Origin of the sequence: Tunturiibacter empetritectus (assembly GCF_013410875.1) — a bacterium.
Lineage (GTDB): Bacteria > Acidobacteriota > Terriglobia > Terriglobales > Acidobacteriaceae > Edaphobacter > Edaphobacter empetritectus.
The window spans coordinates 101,465-123,323 of record NZ_JACCCU010000002.1; the positions used below are offsets into that span (position 1 = coordinate 101,465).

The 21,859-nt window shown below is 58.0% G+C and carries 16 protein-coding genes and 1 pseudogene; 10 read left to right on the forward strand and 7 right to left on the reverse strand.

Going from position 1 to position 21,859, the window contains the following annotated elements; genetic code table 11:
- Positions 1-9: 9 nt before the first annotated feature.
- Positions 10-1,782: a glycoside hydrolase family 9 protein gene (locus HDF08_RS12565; protein ID WP_179639038.1), complete on the reverse strand. Its 1,773-nt coding sequence runs from the start codon at positions 1,780-1,782 to the stop codon at positions 10-12.
- A 702-nt stretch (positions 1,783-2,484) separates the two neighbouring features.
- On the opposite strand from HDF08_RS12565, the gene HDF08_RS12570 reads away from it, so the two are divergent.
- The 3 genes and pseudogenes from HDF08_RS12570 to HDF08_RS12580 all read left to right on the forward strand — a co-directional run bounded on the left by HDF08_RS12570 (position 2,485) and on the right by HDF08_RS12580 (position 8,315).
- A complete protein-coding gene (locus HDF08_RS12570; protein ID WP_179639039.1) occupies positions 2,485-5,742 on the forward strand; it encodes a TonB-dependent receptor in 3,258 nt (1,085 codons plus the stop codon).
- Between the two features lie 227 nt (positions 5,743-5,969).
- Positions 5,970-7,077, forward strand: a pseudogene (locus tag HDF08_RS12575) (glycoside hydrolase family 18 protein).
- On the forward strand, positions 7,074-8,315 hold the full coding sequence (locus tag HDF08_RS12580; RefSeq protein ID WP_179639040.1) for a DUF5009 domain-containing protein: 1,242 nt from the start codon (positions 7,074-7,076) through the stop codon (positions 8,313-8,315). Before HDF08_RS12575 ends, HDF08_RS12580 begins: the two are co-directional and overlap by 4 nt.
- Positions 8,316-8,330: 15 nt before the next feature.
- On the opposite strand, the gene HDF08_RS12585 is transcribed toward HDF08_RS12580, so the two are convergent.
- The 5 genes from HDF08_RS12585 to HDF08_RS12605 all read right to left on the reverse strand — a co-directional run bounded on the left by HDF08_RS12585 (position 8,331) and on the right by HDF08_RS12605 (position 14,157).
- Positions 8,331-9,488, reverse strand: a complete 1,158-nt coding sequence (locus HDF08_RS12585; RefSeq protein ID WP_179639041.1) for an acyl-CoA dehydrogenase — start codon at positions 9,486-9,488, stop codon at positions 8,331-8,333.
- 274 nt (positions 9,489-9,762) lie between these two features.
- The gene (locus tag HDF08_RS12590; protein WP_179639042.1) at positions 9,763-10,923 is read right to left on the reverse strand and encodes a trans-sulfuration enzyme family protein; all 1,161 of its coding nucleotides are present in this window, start codon (positions 10,921-10,923) and stop codon (positions 9,763-9,765) included.
- 39 nt (positions 10,924-10,962) lie between these two features.
- Positions 10,963-11,889 carry a cysteine synthase A gene (cysK, locus tag HDF08_RS12595; RefSeq protein ID WP_179639043.1) on the reverse strand — a complete coding sequence of 309 codons (927 nt, stop codon included), beginning with the start codon at positions 11,887-11,889 and terminating at the stop codon, positions 10,963-10,965.
- 104 nt (positions 11,890-11,993) lie between these two features.
- Positions 11,994-13,148: a VWA domain-containing protein gene (locus HDF08_RS12600; protein ID WP_257031110.1), complete on the reverse strand. Its 1,155-nt coding sequence runs from the start codon at positions 13,146-13,148 to the stop codon at positions 11,994-11,996.
- Positions 13,132-14,157, reverse strand: a complete 1,026-nt coding sequence (locus tag HDF08_RS12605) for a VWA domain-containing protein (RefSeq protein WP_373563182.1) — start codon at positions 14,155-14,157, stop codon at positions 13,132-13,134. The genes HDF08_RS12600 and HDF08_RS12605 overlap by 17 nt, the downstream gene beginning before the upstream one ends.
- 384 nt (positions 14,158-14,541) lie before the next feature.
- Here HDF08_RS12605 and HDF08_RS12610 point away from each other — a divergent pair, with 384 nt between their 5' ends.
- The 5 genes from HDF08_RS12610 (at position 14,542) to HDF08_RS12630 (ending at position 18,925) form a co-directional block, all read left to right on the forward strand.
- Entirely contained in the window at positions 14,542-15,993 is a 1,452-nt protein-coding gene (locus HDF08_RS12610) for a DUF1015 domain-containing protein (RefSeq protein ID WP_179639044.1), read from the forward strand.
- A gap of 63 nt (positions 15,994-16,056) precedes the next feature.
- Entirely contained in the window at positions 16,057-16,776 is a 720-nt protein-coding gene (locus HDF08_RS12615) for an N-acetylmuramoyl-L-alanine amidase family protein (RefSeq protein ID WP_179639045.1), read from the forward strand.
- Positions 16,773-17,447, forward strand: a complete 675-nt coding sequence (locus tag HDF08_RS12620; protein ID WP_179639046.1) for a GerMN domain-containing protein — start codon at positions 16,773-16,775, stop codon at positions 17,445-17,447. The genes HDF08_RS12615 and HDF08_RS12620 overlap by 4 nt, the downstream gene beginning before the upstream one ends.
- A gap of 191 nt (positions 17,448-17,638) precedes the next feature.
- Positions 17,639-18,511, forward strand: a complete 873-nt coding sequence (gene murI, locus HDF08_RS12625) for a glutamate racemase (protein WP_179639047.1) — start codon at positions 17,639-17,641, stop codon at positions 18,509-18,511.
- A gap of 36 nt (positions 18,512-18,547) precedes the next feature.
- The gene (locus HDF08_RS12630) at positions 18,548-18,925 is read left to right on the forward strand and encodes an EVE domain-containing protein (RefSeq protein WP_179639048.1); all 378 of its coding nucleotides are present in this window, start codon (positions 18,548-18,550) and stop codon (positions 18,923-18,925) included.
- A 10-nt stretch (positions 18,926-18,935) separates the two neighbouring features.
- On the opposite strand, the gene HDF08_RS12635 is transcribed toward HDF08_RS12630, so the two are convergent.
- Positions 18,936-20,264, reverse strand: a complete 1,329-nt coding sequence (locus tag HDF08_RS12635) for a Gfo/Idh/MocA family protein (RefSeq protein ID WP_179639049.1) — start codon at positions 20,262-20,264, stop codon at positions 18,936-18,938.
- Positions 20,265-20,397: 133 nt separating this feature from the next.
- Here HDF08_RS12635 and HDF08_RS12640 point away from each other — a divergent pair, with 133 nt between their 5' ends.
- Positions 20,398-21,162: an enoyl-ACP reductase FabI gene (locus HDF08_RS12640; protein ID WP_179639050.1), complete on the forward strand. Its 765-nt coding sequence runs from the start codon at positions 20,398-20,400 to the stop codon at positions 21,160-21,162.
- A gap of 178 nt (positions 21,163-21,340) precedes the next feature.
- Positions 21,341-21,850, forward strand: a complete 510-nt coding sequence (locus HDF08_RS12645) for a DinB family protein (RefSeq protein ID WP_179639051.1) — start codon at positions 21,341-21,343, stop codon at positions 21,848-21,850.
- The last annotated feature ends 9 nt before the right edge of the window (positions 21,851-21,859 follow it).

Genomic DNA, 21,859 nt, shown 5'->3' on the forward strand with positions numbered 1-21,859 from the left:
CCCTCTAGATCAAGAGTGTGGAAGGCTGACGGCATATAAGTACCACGCAGCATGGGGAAGCCACTGCTCGGTCCAACGCCAGTCTTCATCCTTGCCCGTCACCGCATATCCCTCGTTGAAGGCGATGCCATCTTCATCGCCGGCAGCCGCAGTAATACCGTTGAGGATCGAACCCGGAGCGCTTGTGTACTTGTAGGAATGGAAGAACATATACGGTGCGTTCCCATGACCGCTTCCCATCAGCATGCTGGCGTCAAACGGATTTCGCCCGAGAATCCAGTGCAACTGGTTCCAGGCATACTCCTGGAGTTGTGACTGGAAGGCTGGGTCGTCAGCAAAGAACGGAGCTGCCATGCGCGCAGCGGCTGCCAGCGAAGCCAACCGTGCATCTTCGCCCTGCCACCACGGCGCTGCCTCCGTGTCATGTGGAAAGAAGAACGCAGTGCGGACTCGACCGTCTCCCATCCGCACCAACTGTCTGGCGTATCCAAAAGGATTGTTCACTTCGGCAGTTACAGCTAGCTCGAAACGCAGCGATCGTTCCACTGCATCGCGCACACGCCGCTGTGTAGCCGGCGCTGCAACCTGCGCGTATTCGAGCAGGCTAATCACCGGCAGACCCGCATCGGAGGGATGAAAGTATGGTCGCGAGCCATCATCAGCTCGCCAGAAATCACGACGCCCCTCAGCTGTCGCAAGTCGCTCCATCAGGTGCAATGCTCGATGATCCGCCGTCAGTCGATAGACGTCTTTCCGAGTTGCGCGATACAACTCAGTAGCCGCCAGCAACGCACAGTAGTCGTCCAGGATGTTCTCCTTTCCATCATTCAGCAACTCGCGATTGTGCGCATCGAGAAATTGAAACGCCTCCTCTGCCGCACGAAGGTATTCGGCTCGAGGCAGATCCCCATCGAAGGGCATGGTGCTGGCAAGCGCCAAAGCGGCAATGGCCATGCCTCCTCCCGCGCGAAAGCTCGCTTCGTAAGCGTGTGGTCCCTCAGCAGTCTGTATGCGCTCGGTCGAGTCTGACGCACTCTTCTTGATCTGCGTTCGCCAGTTCGGGTTGCCGATGACACGATCCTGCGGCAACTTATCTTTTCCCGGAGCGTTGATGCTCTCGAAGAAAGAACCGTCCGGCCGCTTCATTCGCACCAGAAAATCCGCTCCAAAGAGTCCCTCATCAAGCATTCGCCGCAAGTACTCGCTGAAGTTATCGTCATGCCGTTCTTCGAGAACCCGATAGCTCTTCAACAGACTCCAGGCAACCAGCGGCACCTGCTGCGGATTGAAGTAGGAGGTAGGATTTTGATGAGAGAGGTGGATTCCATAGTCCCCGGTCGCGTCGTACCAGCCGCCATGAACATCGACAAAGCCTGGCTGGCCAGCAGGCAGAGGAAGATGACGATCGGCCCGATCCATCAAGCCGCTCGCACGTTGTCCTTTGAAGTAGAAGACGATATTAGACAGCGTATTGCGTTCGAGAAGATCGTCATCAATATCGAACGGACAGGATCGTACTTCACCCGCGGCCGACTGAATCTCAATCGCGTAGTGGCCAACAACCCGCCACGAGGAAAAGTCTGCAGTCCAGAAGACGCGGTCCCCCCACGAATCTACCTGGCCCTTGGGAGCCAGGCTCCCAGTCGACACGATCTTGCCGCTGACCGTATCGACCAGCGAAAATTTCTCCGGATGATCCCGCCCGGTCGCGACTACGATTGCGCTTTTAGGCGCCCGAGTCTCATAGCCAACCTGGTCAACCACAACGTTTAGCTGTGCCATCGCCGTCAGAGGGAACACTCCGGCGAAACAACCAGATAAAAGCAATCTCCATGAATGTCTAATCTTCCTGCTCCTTGAAAGCTGCGGACGAAACTTCAAACGGACGGCGAACTGCGATGTAGGGCTTTAGATTTCTCTTGCTCCACCTGTCTGGACGACTATACTCATCGACTCATCTCTAAACCAGCAAAAACGCAGTGCCAGGCCAGAAGAATCTGACATTTACCTAGCTGTTGTGCGAAATACGAGATTCAGTAAAGGGCGTTTTTAGGCATTTGGATTGGGAATCTTCCCGGAAATCTTTGAAACACAAGGCAAACATGCCATACGACAAAGCTCCATTTCGACGATCCCAGGCCTCCTTTAAAATTTCTCTTGCACTTCAGTACAGTTGTCTATACGATCTGTCATCCGGACATTTCAATTTTTGAACAAATTTCGTTTTCTTGGTTCACAGATCAAAACAAGACTCCTGCTTTCTCAGCAAATGCAAGTGGCAGCTTTCACAAGCGATCAAAAGACTGACGAACGCAGCCATTTCATTCCAAAGCGTCGACCGGTTACGCAATCTGTACCCCTTAAGTCCTGCCCCAATGCAATACATACGGTATTTAGCGACAAGCATGATGGGCCAGAACAAGCCGACCGCGAAACCTCGCTTAGGCACAGCAACTCACTCGGAAATTACTTTGGAGGAACGCAATGCACAAAGGACTCAAACTCGGCTTCCGTTGTCTTTCAGCGTTAGCGCTGGTCATCATGACCTGTCTACCAGCGTTCGCACAGACCATTACCGGTTCCATTACTGGTACCGTGACCGATCCAACCGGAGCCGTCGTAGCGGGCGCTAAGGTAACCGCTACTAACGTCCTGACAGGCGTGGCCACTCCGACCGTGACCAATCCGAGCGGCATCTACTCGCTCCATTTTTTGCAGATCGGTCAGTACAAGGTCACCGTTGAATCCACCAGCTTCTCTCCTCAAAGCACGACTGCCTTTTCGCTTGAGGTCGATCAGGAAGCCAGGGTCAACGTAGCGTTAAAAGTCGGGGGAACAAACAGCAACGTCATCGTCACAGACACCGCCCCCATCCTAAACACCGAGAACGCAACCACCGGCGACACCATCACAGCGGCAGCAGCGACAGAGTTGCCTCTGCAGAGCCGCAACTTCTCTTCGCTTACTCTGCTGGTAGCTGGAGCAATATCTCCCAATCCGCAGGCTCTCGATAACGTCGGACGAGGCCAGTACAATGGCGGATTCTTCGTCAATGGTAATCGTGAGCAAGGCAACAACTACACCCTCGACGGTGCCGACATCAACGAAGCAATCGACAACTACATCGGCTACAGCCCCAACGTCGACGCGCTCGGCGAAGTCCGAATCATCACTGGAAATTCAACCGCAGAGTACGGCAACGCAAACGGCGGCCAGGTGGTCATGGTCACCAAAAGCGGAACGAATCAGTTTCACGGCAACGCCTTCTTCTTCGGCGAGAACCAGAATCTGAATGCGAATACATGGGCTGCAAAACTAACCGGTGCGCCACGCGCTCCATTCAACCGTGCCATGTTCGGTGGCACTCTCGGCGGTCCCATCTTCAAAGACAAGCTCTTCTTTTTTGTGGACTACCAGGGAGCTCGCCAGCATTTCTCCACCGTCGAAAACCGAACCGTCGTCTCTGCGGCGGACCGCACGTTGCCCGGCATTACTAATCCCGCAGCAATTTATCTCTTCGCTCACCCAGAGGTTTATCCAGAGCCCAATGCTGTAACAAACACGTCCGTAAACTACGTCGGTTCATCGGGCCAGGCCACAGTCAACGATCAGGGCGACGCGAAGATCGACTGGCGCGCAACCAATCGCGACACGCTCTCTGGCCGCTTCTCCATCGGACGGGAACACGACGGCTTCTCCAAAGTCGCTCTACCTACGGACATCCCCACCAATAGCAACGATCCATATACCGGCTTCATCGTGAACTGGACGCATGTCTTCTCTACCAGCATCGTCAATGAAGCGCGTGCGGGTTACGGCCGGACACGTTATATCCAGACGCCTACCGATGTCTCTGGAAATTGGGGCGTCACCGGCAACGCAAAGCTCGGCATCCCAGGAACCCAGCTCGTCCCCGGGTTCAGCACCCTTGTGATCGGAGACGGGCCAAACTCCGGCTTTGTCGATGACATCGGTGCACCATCAACCCAGGACGGAAACGGAGCGTACGGCGGAATTGACAGTGACAGCATCGTGAATGCGTACACCTACGGCGACAACCTCACCTGGCAGCATGGCAAGCAAACGATAAAGTTCGGTGTGCAGGTCCTGCGCTATCAGGAGAACCGATACTACTCCGGCAACGACGGCACGTTGGGTTTCTTCAACTTCAACAAGTCGGTCGACGACTTTCTGCATGACAGCGTTACGAACGAGGGCCAGGGCGCTCTAACCGGCCGCTGGGGTCAGCGTCAGTATCGCGATGCCGCCTTTGTGCAGGATGACTACAAACTCAGCTCCAACCTGACCATCAACCTTGGTCTCCGCTGGGAGTACGATCAGCCCTACACCGAAGTCAACAACAAGCAGGCAAACATTAGCCTCACGACTGGCGCAATCACAAATGCTGGCGTCAATGGTGCGCCTCGCGCTCTCTACAACGCTTATTGGGCAGGGTTCATGCCAAGGCTCGGCTTCGCCTGGTCGCCAGAGGCGCTCCACGAGAAATTTGTTCTTCGCGGTGGATACGGCATCACGAACTTCCTCGAAGGAACAGGAGCAAATCTTCGCTTGACTCTCAATCCGCCTTTCTTCGTCGATGCGTCATGCACAGTCGGTCTTCCCTGCGCCAACGGAGGTCCACTGTCAATCACCCAGGGATTCTATCGGCCAGCTAATCCCTCTGTTTATGCCGGCAACGTTCGCGCATGGCAACCAAATCTGAAGCCAGCTCTCATCCAGCAGTTCAACCTCACCTCGGAGTATCAACTGGATAACTTCACCTCGCTCACTGTTGCTTATCTCGGGCAAAATGGTAACCATCTGGTAGACCCGCGGGAAGGCAACCAGCGCGCCTGCTTTTCCTGCGCTTTACCAATCACGACGTTGTCACTGCTCAACCCGGCACTCAGCCAGATTACAAATATCAGCTACACAGAGTCCGAAGCTGTCATGAATTACAACTCATTACAGGTAACCGGACGACGTCGCCTTAGCCACGGCCTCGAGTTCCTCGCCAACTGGACCTATAGCAAGGGATTGAGCAATAACCTCGGTTACTACGGTGCTAGCGGCGGCGCTGGCGATTCACAGAGTGCCTACTGGCAGGATGCATACAACGGACGCGCCGACTATGGTCCGGAGTTCTTCGATTCCCGTCACAACATCTCCGTCTCCGGCTACTACGAGTTGCCCTTCGGTCGTGGACGCCAGTTTGCAAGTAGCATCAACCGCTTTGTAGACGAAGCCATCGGAGGCTGGAAGTTCAGCACTATTATGAGCTTCCATACCGGCTTCCCCATCACCATCAACTCGGACTCCGAATACTCCACTCAGGTCAATGCTCGGGCCTCTCGTGCCAATCACCTTCGCCCTCTAAAGGTAGTTGGAAGAACTTCGCATAATTGGTTTGGAACGGATCCTTCGGCCATCACCTGTCCAAACGACACAGACAACGGGATCTGTGCCTACAGTGCAGAGAGCGCGTTCAGCTTCGGCAACGCAGCCGTTGGAACGGAACGCGCACCGAGTTACCAACAGGTTGACCTGTCTCTCTCGAAAGACTTTGCAATCACTGAAGGAAGCCACCTCGAGTTCCGCAGCGACTTCCTGAATGCCTTCAACATGGTGAGCCTCTCTCCGCCGAGCAACACCGCCACTGTTCTGGGGAACTCGATTGGACAGATCTCCAACACAGTCAACGAACCACGTAATATCCAACTCGCTCTGAAGTTCGTCTTCTAAGGTCTCGAGGTGGCGATTTCATAAAAGGGGCAGCGAAAGAACTTCGCCGCCCCTTTTATTTGGCTGTCTAATCAGACAAATACTCATTGCAAAATATGTACATCGTCGTCAGTTCAGCTCATAACTGGTCAGTAGTCTGGGATAAATTCATGAAGGGCCACTACAGTTTTTCGAAACTCCGAATGAGTCATACTCTCTCGCACGGATTATTTATCCTCGCGCTGTTTATGTGCGCTTCTGTCACTTCTCACGCTGCAGCTTCTCCCACACAAAAGCAGGAGATCATCGCATATATTTTTCCAAAAGACAGAACCATCGCGCCGGGAGAAGTATCGGCAGAAAAATTGACGCGGATCAACTACGCCTTCGCCGATCTCCAGAATGGAAAAATCGTCGAAGGCTTCCCGCACGACGCGGAAAACTTTGCTGCGCTCAATGCTCTCAAGCACGCCAACCCGTCTCTTACCGTATTGGTTTCTGTTGGCGGATGGACATGGTCGGGCAACTTCTCCGATATGGCTCTCACGAGGCAACGCAGAAAGATCTTCATTGAAAGCACCGTCCAATTCATAGAAAAATACAAACTGGATGGCCTCGATGTCGACTGGGAGTATCCCGGAATGACCGGTGACAATCATCGGTTTCGCCCCGAGGACAAGCAAAACTACACCCTTCTGCTCAAAGAGCTACGGGCACGATTCAATCACGAAGAGAAGAAACTTCATCGTCACCTCGTAACATCTATCGCAACCGGGGCGTCCACAGAGTTCCTCGAATATACCAAAATGTCTAAGGTGCAAAAGTACGTGGACACCGTCAACCTGATGTCCTACGACTACTACGTTCCGAGTTGGGATAAGACCACCGGACACCATGCACCGCTCTTCACCAATCCAGTCGATCCAAAAAAAATCTCCGCCGACCGTACAATTCACGAGTATGAGAGTGCCGGCGTACCCGCGAAAAAACTAGTGCTTGGCGTGCCCTTCTATGGAAAGAGCTGGACTCAGGTTCCCGATCAAAATCACGGACTCTTTCAGCCGGGCAAGGAAGCGCCCGACACCTATCGCCCGTACAGTTCTCTAACCAGCTTGCAGAGCAGCGGCTACATTCGATACTGGGATGCGCAAGCTTCTGCCCCCACTCTATACAATCCGGACCTTCATATCCTATGAAGACCCTGAATCGCTAAAGAAGAAATGTGAGTATGTGGTTGACCACAAACTAGCCGGCATCATGTTCTGGGAGTACTCCGGCGATTCTGCCAACGCCCTCTTAGATTCGATCGATACCGGTCTTCAGCATCATCCCGCCACGGCAACGGAGTCCAAATGAACTCCACAATACAGCTGCCTGTGACGGGCGTGACTAGTTCAGCCCGCGCCAGCCGCGTCGCATCCATCGACATCTTTCGCGGACTCACGATGACTCTCATGATCTTTGTCAACGAGTTGGCCGAAGTCAAAGGTCTTCCCTGGTGGAACTATCACGCCCCCGCAAAGGTCGACGCCATGACCTACGTCGATATGGTGTTCCCAGCTTTCCTATTCATCCTTGGGACGACAATCCCTATTGCCCTCGAACACCGCATCCGTAAAAACCCATCGCTGCCTGCTCTCTGGCTTCATGTGATCCTGCGGACCATCGCCTTGATCGTCCTCGGCCTGATTCTTGCAAACGCAGAGCTTGGTAGCCGTTCGCTGATGGGGATCGATCCAATGCTGTGGACCATCCTCGCGCTGCTCGGTGCCATCCTTTATTGGAACGTATACAGCCGCTCCGACCACCACAAAACGCTATTTCGCACTCTGCGGTTTTCCGGTCTGGCTTTGATGATCGTAATGTTCGCTATCTTCCGCAGAACGACGCTCGACGGACACGCCGCATGGATCAGCACCTCTTATCCAGAGATCCTGGGATTGCTCGGATACACCTACCTCGCCGTCTCAATTCTGTACATCGCAACGCGTCGATGGCGCCGGGCATCTCTCGTATGGTTTATCGCTATGACGGCTCTCTGCGTTGCATCAACCGCAAAGTGGATTCCATTCCCGGGCCATATTCCCCTCTACGTCTGGCCATTCGGCAACGGAGCCATGGCATCAATCGCATTGGCAGGCGTCGTCACCTCGGGCATCTTTGTGGATAGCCGCGGCCTCTACCCGACCACACTTCGACAAAAATTGATCGCCGCCATCTCTTTCGGCAGCATCACGCTCCTATGCGGATGGCTTTTGACTCCCTTGGGCATCTCGAAGATCCGCGCCACGCCAACATGGTGCCTCTACAGCATCGGTTGCAGCGTCCTGCTATTCACGCCGCTCTACTGGGTCTGCGATGTCCGGCGCGCAGTGCGCTGGGCTGCATTCACGCGCCCTGCCGGCGAGAACACGCTTCTCACCTACCTGCTCCCTAACCTTTATTTCTTCATCGCATCGGCGGCTGGCTTCACATACTTTACCGAGCACGCCAACTACGGCTTCGCAGGCGTACTGAGATGTCTGATCTTTACAGCATTGATCCTGGCACTGGCTGACCTTCTAACAAGATGGAAGCTAAGACTTCAGATCTAACCGCAGTAACTACCGCTAGCCACGGCTGGGACTCTTCCCAAGCAGCTCGCGTGCAATCACCATCCGCTGAATCTCGCTCGTTCCCTCACCAATGGGACACAGCCTCACATCTCGATAAAACTTCTCTGCCGGATAGTCCTTGATGAACCCATATCCTCCATGAATCTGCACACCCTCGTCGCAGATCCTGCAAGCCGCCTCACTCGCATACAGCTTCGCCATCGCAGACTCCAGCGTCACCTTTTTGCCTGCGTCCTTCATCTGCGCCGCGCGCATCGTCAACAACCACGCCGCATCCAACTCCGTCGCCATATCGGCCAGCTTGAACTGGATCGCCTGAAACTCGCTGATCGCCTTCCCAAACTGTCGCCGCTCCTGCGCATACTTCATTGCCGCATCGAGCGCACCACGTGCCATTCCCAGGCTCAGCGCCGCAATCGAGATTCTGCCGCCATCCAGCACGCGCATCGCATCTTTGAAACCGTCGCCCTCTTTCCCAACCAGGTTCTCCGCTGGAACCTCGCAGTCCTCAAAGATCAACTCTGCCGTATCGCTCGCACGCAGCCCCAGCTTGTTCTCCTTGCGCCCCGACCGAAATCCCTTCGTACCCCGCTCCACCACAAACGCCGAGATTCCGCCACGCGTTCCCTTCTCCTTATCCGTTACCGCCAGCACCACAGCGCAGTTTGCATAGGTTCCATTGGTGATGAACGTCTTACTCCCATTCAACACCCACTTGTCGCCCTGCTTCACCGCCGTAGTGCGCGCCCCACCCGCATCCGAACCCGATCCCGGCTCCGTCAAACCCCATGCACCAAGCCACTGCCCGCTCGCCAGCTTCGGAATCCACCGCTTCCTCTGCTCCTCGTTTCCACCCAGCATGATGTGATTCGTGCACAACGAATTATGCGCCGCGACGATAATTCCGACACTCCCGTCCACCCGCGAGAGCTCCTCAATCGCCAGCACATACTCCACGTAGCCCATGCCTGCTCCACCCAGCGACTCAGGAAAGATCACGCCTAACAAACCCATCTCTCCAAGCTTCTTCACCACCTCGTGCGGAAACTCGCTCTTCTCGTCCCACTCCGAGACATGCGGCGCAACTTCTCCCTCAGCAAAGGCGCGAACTGCACTCTGCAACTGCTTCTGCTCATCGGTCAACCCAAACATGAACCCTCCAACGCGTTATAACCTACGCTAATACATCTATCACATTCATGCATACTCTGGCTTGCGCATGAATGTCCTGCCGGACGGGCCCACTGCGCGTGGGGCGGTCACTTCGTGACTTGTATACCGGTCCAGGCAGACTAAGCGACATGGGCCCTCCCGTTGGTCGTAATCATCTTCTTTCGCGACCAACGGGAGCGCCACGCGAAGCAGTATACGCGTCACGAAGTGACCGCCCCACGCGCAGTGGGCCCGTCCGGCAGGACACAGTCTTTCAGATCTTATCCAGCGCCTGCCCCAGATCCGCGACAATATCCTCCACATCCTCGATCCCCACCGACACCCGCATCAATCCATCCGTAATGCCCAGCCTCGCCCGCCCCTCAGCCCCCACCGCAGCATGCGTCATCGTCGCCGGATGACAGATCAGCGTCTCCACTCCTCCAAGCGACTCTGCCAGTAAACCAAGCCGCAGCGCCTTCGCAAACCTATTCGCCTTCTCCAGAGACCCCAGTTCCATCGAGATCATAGACCCGAACCCATGCTGTTGCCGCTTCGCCAGTTCATGCTGCGGATGCTCCACCAACCCGGGATAAAACACCTGCTGCACCTTGGCATGCCCCTTCAAAAAATCAGCAACCACGCGGCCATTTGCATCATGTTGCTTCATCCGCACCGCCAGCGTCTTTACCCCGCGCAGCAGCAGATAGCTCTCAAACGGCGACAGTATCCCGCCCGTGCACTTTTGCACAAACCGAAATGTCTCCGCATGCTCCGGCTTGGTGCAGATCAACACGCCCCCCAGCCCATCCGAGTGGCCATTCAAAAACTTCGTCGTCGAGTGCATCACAATGTCGGCGCCCAATGCGATCGGCTGCTGCAGATAGGGCGACAGAAACGTATTGTCCACACTCAACTCCACGCCCTTCGCATGGCAGATCCTCGCCACCGCACCAATATCCGTCAATGACATCATCGGATTCGTCGGCGTCTCGATATGCACCAGCTTCGTCGCCGGAGTAATCGCAGCGGCAACATTTTCGGCCACGCTCGTGTCGACATAAGTAAACGTCAGCCCATAGTTCGTCAGCACCTTGTCGAACAACCTCCCTGTCCCACCGTACACATTGTCCGAGCAGACTACGTGGTCGCCAGACTTCATCATCGTGCACAGCGCAGTAATCGCCGCCATCCCACTGCCGAACACATGAGCGCTCGTACCGCCTTCGAGCGAGCACAGGCTCTCCTCCAACGCATCCCGCGTCGGGTTCGTCAGCCGAGCATACTCATGCCCCTTGTTCTTACCGATCTCCTCCTGCTGATACGTCGAGGTCAAATAGATCGGCACATTCACCGCGCCCGTCACCTCATCAGGAGCCTGCCCGTCGTGAATCGCTCGCGTTGCAAACCCAGCTCTCTTCTTCGCTTCTGTCATTTGTAACCCCAATCATCACAATTTATTCCAGTTTGAAAATTAATCCAGCAGCGCCTTCGACAGATACCTCTCCGCCGAATCCGGAATCACAGTAACCACTCTCTTCCCCGCTCCAAGCTCCCGCGCCACATCCACCGCTGCGCACAGCATCGCCCCCGCGCTGGACCCCGCGAACACACCCTCTTCCGCAGCCAGTCGTCTCACCATCTTCAACGCCGGCTCGTCCATCACCATCATCACGCGATCGCACACGGAGCGGTCAAACGTCGCAGGAATAAACGAAACCCCAATCCCTTCAACCTTATGCGGCCCCGGCTCGCCGCCCTCCAGCACACTCCCCTGCGGCTCCACCGCTACGGTCAAAATCTCCGCACGCTTCTTCTTGAAGAACCGAGCCACCCCAGTAAACGTACCCGCCGATCCCACCCCCGAGACCCACGCATCCACGCGCCCTTCCATCTGCTCCCAGATCTCCGCCGCCGTCGTCTCTTCATGAAAGTCGGGGTTCGCCGGATTCTCAAACTGCAGCGCAGCAAATGCCCCCGGCGTCTCTCTCTCGAACTGCAACGCCCGTCGAATCGCCCCCGCCATTCCCTCGGTCTCAGGCGTTCGCTCCACCGTCGCACCCAACCCGCGCATCAGCTTGCACTTCTCCTCAGCAAACTGCTCCGGCACATAAAGCATCACCTTGTATCCGCGATTGACGCCGATCAACGCCAACCCGACGCCTGTATTCCCGGCAGTCGCCTCCACAATCGTCCCGCCAGGCTGCAACACACCCCGCCGCTCAGCGTCCAGCACAATCCCAAGTGCCGCCCTGTCCTTAATACTTCCCCCCGGATTCAAGTACTCGAGCTTCGCCCAAATCTCTCCGCAATTTCCACTACCACTTCCCTGTTCAAGCCGGCGCAGACGAACCATAGGCGTCTGCCCCACTAACTCCAAGATGCTCTCAACAACCTTCATCAACCCAATCCTTCATAAACAAAATCAATCGTCACCTTCCATCCTACTGACAGACAGAGGTGTCCCGAGGCAATCGCCCGCAACTCCATCAGCGATCCTACGCCTCAGTTCTTCTTTCCGGGATCACTAAAGCCGGCGCTCCCACCTTTGCCCGCCTCCGCCACCACCCTCGGATAATACCCCGTCCGCGTCCGCACCGACAGCCGGCCAAAGCTCTTGGACTTGGCCTCCACATGCACCTCGCGATAGCCGCCAAGCGTCGGCGACTTCGTAGAGTGATACGAGATCGTGTACTGCGTGCGAATATCCTGCGCCACCTCTGCAGCAATCTCGTCTACTTGATTCACCGACTTAGGAAAGTAAGCCGCCCCCCCCGTCTGCTCCGCCAGTGTCTCCAATACCCTCCGCGCATGTCGCGACTCACGCTTATCCGTATCCTCGCCAAACAGCAGTCCCACACAATAGATCACCGGCCCGTCGAGATCCTGAATCCTGCGAATCGTCTGCTCCAGCGTCGCGCTCGAAGCATTGTCTTCGCCATCGGTAATCACCAGCAGCACCTGCTTCGGATGCTTCGCGTTCTTCGCCAGATAATCCGCCGATGCCACCAGAGCATCGTAGATCGCCGTTCCACCACTCGACTTGATATATCCCAGCCCCTGCTGCAGCTTGTCGATATTATTCGTAAAGTCCTGGTCGATGAACGCCTCCCACGAGAAGTCCACTAGGAACTCTTCATCCTCGGGATTCGACAACTTCACAAAATCCAGCGACGCCTTATCCACCGCCTGACGCTTGTCATACATCGACCCCGAGCTGTCGATTAGCAGCCCCAGCGACACTGGCAGGTCCTCATGCCGAAACGAGTTGATCGTCTGTGGAACTCCATCTTCATAGACATGAAATGCATCTTTATCCAGCGTCTGAACCGACCGGCCACTTCCATCGAGCACCGTCGCATTCAGCCGCACCTCGTAAGCATCCTGCCGCAGCGTGTACTTGCCGTTCTCGCGCGCAATCGCATTACTACCTACACCTTGCGGAGCGCCGGTCTGGCTCTGTGCAGGCGGATCAGGATCAGGCGAAGCCACAGGATCGCGATCCACCGTTAGCGAAGGTTGTTGCGAAGCGGGTTGTTGTTTCGCGGTTACCTGCGGAGATGCAGGTTGCTGGGCCAATCCGGCCGCCCCACCGGCCATCAGCATCAACCATCCTGCAGCGGCCATCCCCGGCTGAAAACACTTACTGCGAAGGTGCATAGTACCCCTGGCGATTATGTACCGTCAGGTTCGGAAGCCCTGGCGGCGGAACGAGTCGTATCTTCAATTTACGCCAGTTCCCATCCTGCTTCACCTCTGAAGGCCTATACCCGATCACATATTCATTTCTCAGCTCTGCGCTGATCCGCGAAGCAATATCGCCCAAGTCCCCCAGCTCCGAGACCCGGAACATCCGTCCCCCGGTCATATCGCAGATATCGGTCAGCAGTACCGGCCCCAACTGCTCCTCGGTCGTCGGCGCATATTGATCGAAGATCCCGATCGAGTAGATCTGCACATCGCTCTCCCGCACCACGCGCCGCAGCTCGCCCTCCGTATAACGGCTGCGATTATCCCCTCCATCCGAGATTATTAGCAGCGCCTTCCGTTCATACTTCGCCTGCTTCAACTTATCCACGCCAAGATAGATCGCATCGATCAGCGCAGTCCGATTCTCCGGCTTCAGCATCACCATCCGCGCCTCCACGTCATCCACATCGGACGTGTAATCCACAATCACCGCGGGCCGATCGTTGAACCCGACGACAAAGAACTCATCCTGCGGGTTTGATGTCCTCAAAAACTCACTCAACGCCTTCCGCGCACGCGCAAACTTCGACGACATGCTCCCGCTCAAATCGAAGATGATCCCAATCGTCACCGGCGCATCCTGTGTCGAGAAGCTCTTGATCACCTGTCCGATATTGTTGTCGAAGACCTCGAAGTTCTCCCGTTCCAACCCTGTCACTAGCCGATTCATTGGATCGGTCACCGTCGCCGGAATCAGCACGAGGTTCACATCCACTCGAATCCGCGCATCCCGTCGCGAAGTTCCCAGCGCAGCCGCATTTGCCGCACCTTCGATCACCGGCTTCTTCTCCTCAGGCGTCTTCGGCGGCGCAGGCGGTGCAGGCGTATGGACCACATCCAGCGGATTCTCCTGCTCCTGCGCGAGGCAAACTCCACCTTCCGCCCCACCCCATAACCCCAAACACAGACCCAGCAACACCCCAAGCCTCCACCCGGCCCAACGCCCTCTCAGGCGAGCCGCCCCACACTCTCTTCGCCCGTCTCCAACAACTACCCCGTCCCGTCTATTGATCTCCATCTCGGCACCTATGTAGTCCTCGCGACCACTCACCAGTCGCACATCTGTGGAGCCTCTACCAATCACTCAACCCACAGCCCGCCAAGTCCATCAGATGCTGCGTTCTGAAGATAATAGACCCCCTGTCAACCCCATTTGTCATCAATTCATCTTGGCCTGCGCGCAGTTGCTGTCTCCTCAACGTTCTCCATACACCTCCGGATTCCTCTCACCCCTTCTTACCCTCTCTTCACGTCCCAACCCGTACAATCACCACAGAATCCAACTCTGGAGAACCTTCAAAGCATGGCCCGTCTTTACCCCTTCCGCGCCCTCCGTTACGACCCCGCCCGCGTCAACATGGAAGACGTCGTCACCCAGCCCTACGACAAGATCACCCCAGCCATGCAGCAGCTCTACTACGAAGCCAGCCCCTACAACCTCATCCGCATCATCCTCGGCAAACACGAGCCCGGCGACACCGACCCGCAGGACTTCCTCCCCTACGGCGAACAGGCCCACAACGTCTACACCCGCGCCGCCGAGACCCTCCGCGAGTGGCGCCGCGATCGTGTCCTCGCCGAAGAGGCCGAGCCAGCCGTCTACGGCTACTCCCAGACTTATGAAGTTCCTGGTACCGGCGCCGCGGCTGGACAAACGGAGACCCGCGAACGCCGCGGCTTCATCGCCCTCGGCCACCTCTACGACTACGCCGACAAGGTCGTCTACCGCCACGAGCAGACCTTCCCCAAGCACAAGTCCGACCGCCTCGCCCTCTTCAAAGCCACCCGCGCCTACTGCGAGCAGATCTACATGCTCTACTCCGACCCAGCCTTCACCGCCGAAAAGCTCATCTTCGGCGCCAGCGGCCCCGGCAAAGACTTCAGCGGCAAGATCGGCCCCGACACCGCACCAGCTGACCTCGCCATCACCGACGAGTACAACGTCGTCCATCGCCTCTGGAAGATCACCGATCCCCACATCATCAATCTCCTCCTCACCGCCATGGCCGACAAGAAGCTCATCATCGCCGACGGCCACCACCGCTACGAGACCTCCGTCGCCTACGCAAAGGAGCGCTCAGCCCAACTCAAACTCCCTTTCAAGCAGGCCATCCCCGGCGACGAAGACAGCTCCCCCTCCGTCATCGCCGACGGCGACACCCGCTCCACCCTCCCCACCCCGGCCTTCCCCGAAGCCGCCATGATGATGACCTTCGTCAACATGGACGCCCCCGGCATCACCATCCTGCCCACCCACCGCGTCGTCCACGGCCTGCCCAGCTTCAGCTCACCCGACTTCATCACCAAAGCCAGCGCCTTCTTCAACATCAAAGAGCTAACCACACCCGACCTCGCCGCACTCAACGCCACCCCCGGCACCGCCTTCCTGGCCGCCACCGGCGACGGCAACTACCTCCTCACCCCAAAGCCCGACGTCATCGCAGCGGCCCTCAAAGGCATCTCTCCCCGCCAGGCCCAGCTCGACGTCGTCCAACTCCACAGCATCATCCTCGACAAGCTCCTCGGCCTCGACCAGGACACCATCACCCGCCTCGGCAACGTCCGCTACATTCGAGAGCCCGCCGAAGCCACCGCCCTGGTCGCCAGCGGCGAAGCCGACATAGCCTTCCTCATCAAACCCATCACCCTAGACCAGCTCCGCGACATCTCTCTCTCCGGCGACGTCATGCCCCAGAAATCAACCGACTTCTACCCCAAACTTCTAAGCGGCCTAGCCATCTACGCCCTCGACTAAACTTCACCAACCCGAGTGGTCGCGAAACCCATTTACAATCAAACCCGCGACCACTCAAACCCTTTGACTTACCCCCTAAAGCAATTCGCCGCGCGCCTAGCCCTAGTCCTCCTCGCGAGCCTCGCCCCCCTAACCGCGCAAACCCCGCAACCCATCCCCCGCACCACCATCTTTCTCGACCCCGCCCACGGCGGCACCGACTCCGGCGCCCGGCTCACCGACAACCTCCCTGAAAAATCCCTCACCCTCGCCTTCGCAACTCGCCTCCGCGCACTCCTCTCCACCAGCGGCTTCTCCGTCATCGCCACTCGCGACACCGACCCCACCGTCCCCTTCACCACCGACCAGCGCGCCGAGATCGCCAACCACTCGCACCCCACCGCCTGCCTCGTCCTCCACGCCACCGCCAGCGGCAACGGCGTCCACATCATCACCTCCGACGTCCCGCCGCCCGACGACGCCGACACCGAAACACACCACGCCATCCCCTGGGACACCGCGCAATCCGCCTCCATCCCCCAGAGCCTCGCCCTCGCCAACTCCCTCGGCCTCGCCCTCCTTCACTCCCGCCTGCCCGTCCTGCTCACCCGCGCCTCCCTCCGCCCCCTTGATAACCTAACCTGCCCCGCCGTCGCCATAGAGATCGCGCCTCTTACCCCAACCGACGGTGACCCCACCCCTGTCAGCGACGCCAACTACCAGCAGCAGATCGCCCAGGCCATCGCCACCGGCCTCACCACCTGGCGCAGGAACCAGAACCCCGCCGCCGGAGCTGCCCGATGATCCCCCGCTACCAGCGCATCCTCTTCTGGAGCCTCTTGGGCGGCATCCTCCTCATGTCGGCCTTTCTCCTCCGCGGCTGCCAGCAGGCCCACAAGCGCCTCGCCGCCCTCAACGACGCCACCCCCATCGCCGCCCCCACCGCCACCAGCACCGAAGACATCACCCTCTATCTCGCCAGCGACACCGACGCCTCCATCACCCCCACCACCGAATCCTTCGCCCTGCCCCAGGCACCAACCCTACGCGCCCGCACCCTCCTCGAGCACCTCCTCGCAACCTACGCCCTCCCCACCTCCAAACATCCACTCCAAGCCGGCCCCGCCGTCGACGATGTCTTCCTCCTGACTCCCCCCGAGATAACCCAGACAAACCAGACCAAGACCCCGCATCGGCCTTTAGCCGACCTCTCCCAAGCCAACCAGCAAGCCATCGTCAACCTCCACGGCTCCTTCGTAGACAATCACCCCTCTGGCATCCAGGTCGAGGCTCTCACCGTGCAATCGATCGTCGGCACCCTCCACACCGCGCTCCCCCAGATCACCGGCGTCCGCTTCCTGGTCGACGGCCAGCCCCACGACACCCTCGCCGGCCACGCCGACCTCCTCCGCACCTACCCCGCGGTCGACACCACCTCCCACCCGGCCCCACCCACCGAAACCCCTCAGCCTTAAAAGAAAAACAGCCTAACATACAAAAGAGCCTTCAGCATAGATAGCTCACCCCACGTCCTTGCTTTGTGTTGCCGTCATCCTAAGCGTAGCGAAGGATCCCGAAGGTCACTAAGCATTTACAACCTTCAGAACCTTTCCGCAAAAAAATGTTCAACAATAACAAGAGCTTCAGCAGCAATAACAAAACACTCATGACCGACAGCCCCGCAGCCAATCCAAACCCCGCAAAATCCCTCACCATCGGCGTCTTCGACTCAGGCTTCGGCGGCCTCACCGTCCTCCGCGCCCTCCTTCCGCTCATCCCCCACGCCCACTACCTATTCCTCGGCGACACCGCACGTCTCCCCTACGGCTCCAAGTCCCGCGAAACCGTCGCCCGCTATGCCGTCTCCAGCGCAAAGTTCCTCCACGATCAAGGTGCCGACCTCCTCGTCATCGCCTGCAACACCGCCACCGCCCTGGCCCTTCCGGACATCCAGCAAGCCCTGCCCATCCCCGTCATCGGCGTAGTCGAACCCGGAGCCCAGGCCGCCCTCGCAACCTCGAGCTCCCCGGGGTCCAATACTCCCGACGGTCCAAACAACGTCCTCGTCCTCGCCACTCAAGCCACAGTCCAATCCCACGCCTACACCCACGCTCTCAACGCCCTCGGCCTTGAGGCGAGCGAAAAAGCCTGCCCACTCCTAGTCCCGCTCGTCGAAGAGGGCTGGACCAACCACCCCGTCACCGACGAAGTCCTGAAAATCTACCTCACCGAAGCCCTCGCCGCCGCGCCAGCCACCCAAACCCTCCTCCTCGGCTGCACCCACTACCCTCTCATCGAGCCCGCCATCCACCGCACCCTCGACTCCATCGGCCACCCCCTCACCGTCATCGACTCCGCCGACGCCACCGCCCGGGCCACCGCCGCCCTCGTCGCCAACCACTTCCCCAACCTCACCCCCACCACCCAACCAAGCTGCACCTTCTACGCCACCGACTCCATAGAAAAGTTCCAGCGCCTCGGCTCCAACTTCCTCGGCCAACCCGTCACCAAAGTCAATCTAGTCGACCTCGGCGGCTAAGCTAACTTTGCTTTATCCTGCAAACGGAGAAAAACGATGCCCTACCTGCTAAAAACCGAACCCACCAAATACTCCTTCGAAGACCTCGAGCGCGACGGCGAGACCACCTGGGACGGCATCTCCAACAACCAGGCCCTCCTCAATCTTCGAGGCATGAAGCCCGGCGAAAAACTCGTCATCTATCACTCCGTCGTCGGCAAAGCAGCCGTCGGCACAGCCAAGGTAGTCTCCGTCGATGCCGCCGACCCCAAAAACCCGCAGGTCCGCATCAAGCCCGTTAAGCGCCTCAAAACCGAGAAGCCGCTCGACGAGATGCGCACCGCCGCCGTCTTCAAAGATTCCATCCTCTTCCGCCAGTTCCGCCTCTCCGTCGTCCCCCTCACAGACGCTCAGTACGACTGGCTCACCGCCTAGAGCCTTCTTCCTAGACTTTTTTCAAAATCACCTTCTTCTCAAAGTAAGAAGCATTCGCCATGTGGCAAGCCGACGCCGCATGGTGCCCAAACACCACATCCTCCGCCACCGGCTTCCGCGACCTCACCGCATCGAAGAACGTCGCCAGGTGCGGCCGCAGCTCATCCCACGACGGCCCCTTCCACATCATCGTGTCATCCAGCGGATGCTCATTCAGAAACGCATCGTGCTCCGCATGCCACTGCTTCTCATACTGAGCATGCATCGCCGCCGGAAACCCATTGATCCCATAAGCCGGCGATCGATCTACCCCCAACTGAGGAATCAACGTCACCGTATTGGTATTCGAAATCTCAATCACGCCCTTCGGCCCCATCACCCGAGTCACCTCAGGCGTCTCCGTCCCCAGCGTCAGCCGCACCGTCACTGCAACATTGCCGTACTCAAACTCAGTCACCATCAGATCCGGCATATTCCGCCCATCCTTCCAGCGATAGATGCCCCCAATCGAATAAGCCCGATCCGGAGTCGCATGGATCCCGGTTACAAATTGCATCCCGCTCAACAGATGCACCATCAAGTCGCCGGCCATTCCCGTGCCGTACTCATGGAACGCACGCCACCGCGCAAACGCAATCGGATCGAACGCCTTCTTCGGCGCAGTCCCCTCCCACGTCGCCCAGTCCAGCGTCTCCGGCGAAAGATCCAGCGGCGGAGGATACACCCAGGCCCCACCTGGTGAGTTCCTCCCCAGCTGCAGCTCCACCTGGTGTACCTCTCCAATCGCGCCCGAGTCGTACAACTCCTTCGCCTTCGCAAACACCTTCGAGCTCACCCTCTGCGACCCCACCTGCACAAAGTTCTTGCTTCCCTTCACCGCCGCAACCATCTCCTCCCCCTCGGCGATGGTGTGCGACATCGGCTTCTCGCAGTGCACATCCTTCCCTGCACGAATCGCATCCACCGTGATCTGCTTATGCCAGTGATCCGGCACCGCAACAATCACCGCCTCGATATCCTTATCCTCCAAAATCTCCTGATACCGTCGCGTCGTCTTGATATTCGCGCCCGCAATCTCCTTCGCCAGCGTATGCCGCCCGTCATACAGATCGCACGCCGCAACACACTGCGCCTGCGGCAGACTCACAGCGTTCCTGAGCAACTGAGACCCCTGGATCCCCACCCCAATACTCGCAAACCGTACCCGGTCCCCACTCGCCACCGGCGCCGCCTGCTCTTGCCCCAGCATCACTGTACCGGGCAACACACCAGGCAAAGCCGCCGCCATAGCCAACCCACTCCCCGTCTGCAAAAACCTTCTACGCGAAAACTCCGACATCAAATATCCTCCTCAACCAGCGCCTCCACTATAGAAGAACTCCCACTCATCTCGTACCGCCCTCACCCTGCTATCCTTTCTGTTGGGCCACGCCCCACCCGCCCAAGCCGTCTCGAAAGGATCACCACGCATCATGATTGACCTCAAAGGCAAAGTAGCCGTCGTCTTCGGCCTCGCCAACAAACGCAGCATCGCGTGGGCCATCGCCCAGAAGCTCGCCGAAGCCGGCGCCACCCTCGCCATCTGTTATCAAAGCGAGCGTCTCCAGCGCGAGGCGGAAGAGTTAGCCGCCGATCTCCCCGGCGCCAAGACCTTCCGCTGCGACGTCTCCAGCGACGCAGAAATTGACGCCGTCTTCGAGCAGTTCAAAACCGTCTATGGCAAGCTCGACATTCTCATTCACTCCATTGGATTCGCACCCAACATGAAAATAAACAATGTCCTGCGAACTCCGCGCGAAGACTTCCGCATCGCTCACGACATCAGCGTCTACTCCCTCATCGCCCTCGCTCGCGCAGCCGAGCCTCTCATGGCCGAAGGAAGCTCCATCCTCACCCTTACCTACTACGGCGCCGAAAAAGTCTTCCCCAACTACAACATTATGGGCGTCGCCAAAGCCGGACTCGAATCCGCCGTCCGCTACCTCGCCTCAGATCTCGGCGCGAAGAAGATTCGAGTCAACGCCATCTCCGCCGGCCCCATCAAGACCCTCGCCGCGCGCGGCATCAGCGACTTCACAACCATCCTCACCGCAGTCGAACAGCGCGCCCCACTCCATCGCAACGTCGACGCGTTAGAAGTCGGCAACACAGCCCTCTTCCTATCGAGCGACCTCGCCAGCGGCATCACCGGCGAAATCACCTTCGTAGACTGCGGCTTCAACATCACCGGCCTCTAGCAACGATCTTTCCGACAGCAGCCTCGACCCTTAGAAATCAGGCGACGTCATCCTGAGCTGCGCAGGTCACAGTCTCATCGTGATCTGCGCAGCCGAAGGATCCCCGTATTTGCATTTACTTTTCATTCTTCGCCCTTCCCGCTTCGTATATCCTTCTGTCCGTATAAAAGGAGCCCACATGACCATCGCTGAAATCCTCCTCCAGGACTTCGACAACGAGATCTCCAACACCCGCCGCACCCTCGAGCGTGTCCCCGAAGGCAAGAACAACTGGAAGTGTCACGACAAGTCCATGGTCCTCGGCAAACTCGCCATGCACTGCGCTACCCTGCCCCTCTTCGGCTCCTACATCATCCTCGACGACGAAATGGACATAGCAGCCCCAAAGCGTCCCCATGCCCCACTCGAGTTCACCACCCGCGCCAACGCCCTGCAGCAGCTCGACGAAAGTGCAGCCGCCTGTCGCAACGCCATCGCCGCATGCTCCGACGAGAACCTCGCCAAACTCTGGAAGTTCAGCTACGGAGAGCACGTCATCTCCAACAACCCCCGCTCGCTCACCTTTCGCCAGATGTGCTTCAACCACCTCATCCACCACACCGCGCAGCTAGGTGTCTATCTCCGCCTCAACGACATCCCCGTCCCTGCACTCTACGGCCCCTCCGCCGACGAGCAGTGGTCCGCCTGAAAGCAACAC

What these genes read in the sequence shown, in the direction of transcription:
- HDF08_RS12570 (WP_179639039.1), top strand. Translation starts at nt 2,485, where the DNA reads ATGCACAAAGGACTCAAACTCGGCTTCCGTTGTCTTTCAGCGTTAGCG.
- HDF08_RS12610 (WP_179639044.1), top strand. Translation starts at nt 14,542, where the DNA reads ATGGCCCGTCTTTACCCCTTCCGCGCCCTCCGTTACGACCCCGCCCGC.
- HDF08_RS12630 (WP_179639048.1), top strand. Translation starts at nt 18,548, where the DNA reads ATGCCCTACCTGCTAAAAACCGAACCCACCAAATACTCCTTCGAAGAC.
- HDF08_RS12580 (WP_179639040.1), top strand. Translation starts at nt 7,074, where the DNA reads ATGAACTCCACAATACAGCTGCCTGTGACGGGCGTGACTAGTTCAGCC.
- HDF08_RS12600 (WP_257031110.1), bottom strand. Translation starts at nt 13,148, where the DNA reads ATGCACCTTCGCAGTAAGTGTTTTCAGCCGGGGATGGCCGCTGCAGGA.
- HDF08_RS12620 (WP_179639046.1), top strand. Translation starts at nt 16,773, where the DNA reads ATGATCCCCCGCTACCAGCGCATCCTCTTCTGGAGCCTCTTGGGCGGC.
- HDF08_RS12645 (WP_179639051.1), top strand. Translation starts at nt 21,341, where the DNA reads ATGACCATCGCTGAAATCCTCCTCCAGGACTTCGACAACGAGATCTCC.
- HDF08_RS12640 (WP_179639050.1), top strand. Translation starts at nt 20,398, where the DNA reads ATGATTGACCTCAAAGGCAAAGTAGCCGTCGTCTTCGGCCTCGCCAAC.
- HDF08_RS12590 (WP_179639042.1), bottom strand. Translation starts at nt 10,923, where the DNA reads ATGACAGAAGCGAAGAAGAGAGCTGGGTTTGCAACGCGAGCGATTCAC.
- cysK (WP_179639043.1), bottom strand. Translation starts at nt 11,889, where the DNA reads ATGAAGGTTGTTGAGAGCATCTTGGAGTTAGTGGGGCAGACGCCTATG.
- murI (WP_179639047.1), top strand. Translation starts at nt 17,639, where the DNA reads ATGACCGACAGCCCCGCAGCCAATCCAAACCCCGCAAAATCCCTCACC.
- HDF08_RS12585 (WP_179639041.1), bottom strand. Translation starts at nt 9,488, where the DNA reads ATGTTTGGGTTGACCGATGAGCAGAAGCAGTTGCAGAGTGCAGTTCGC.
- HDF08_RS12635 (WP_179639049.1), bottom strand. Translation starts at nt 20,264, where the DNA reads ATGTCGGAGTTTTCGCGTAGAAGGTTTTTGCAGACGGGGAGTGGGTTG.
- HDF08_RS12565 (WP_179639038.1), bottom strand. Translation starts at nt 1,782, where the DNA reads ATGGCACAGCTAAACGTTGTGGTTGACCAGGTTGGCTATGAGACTCGG.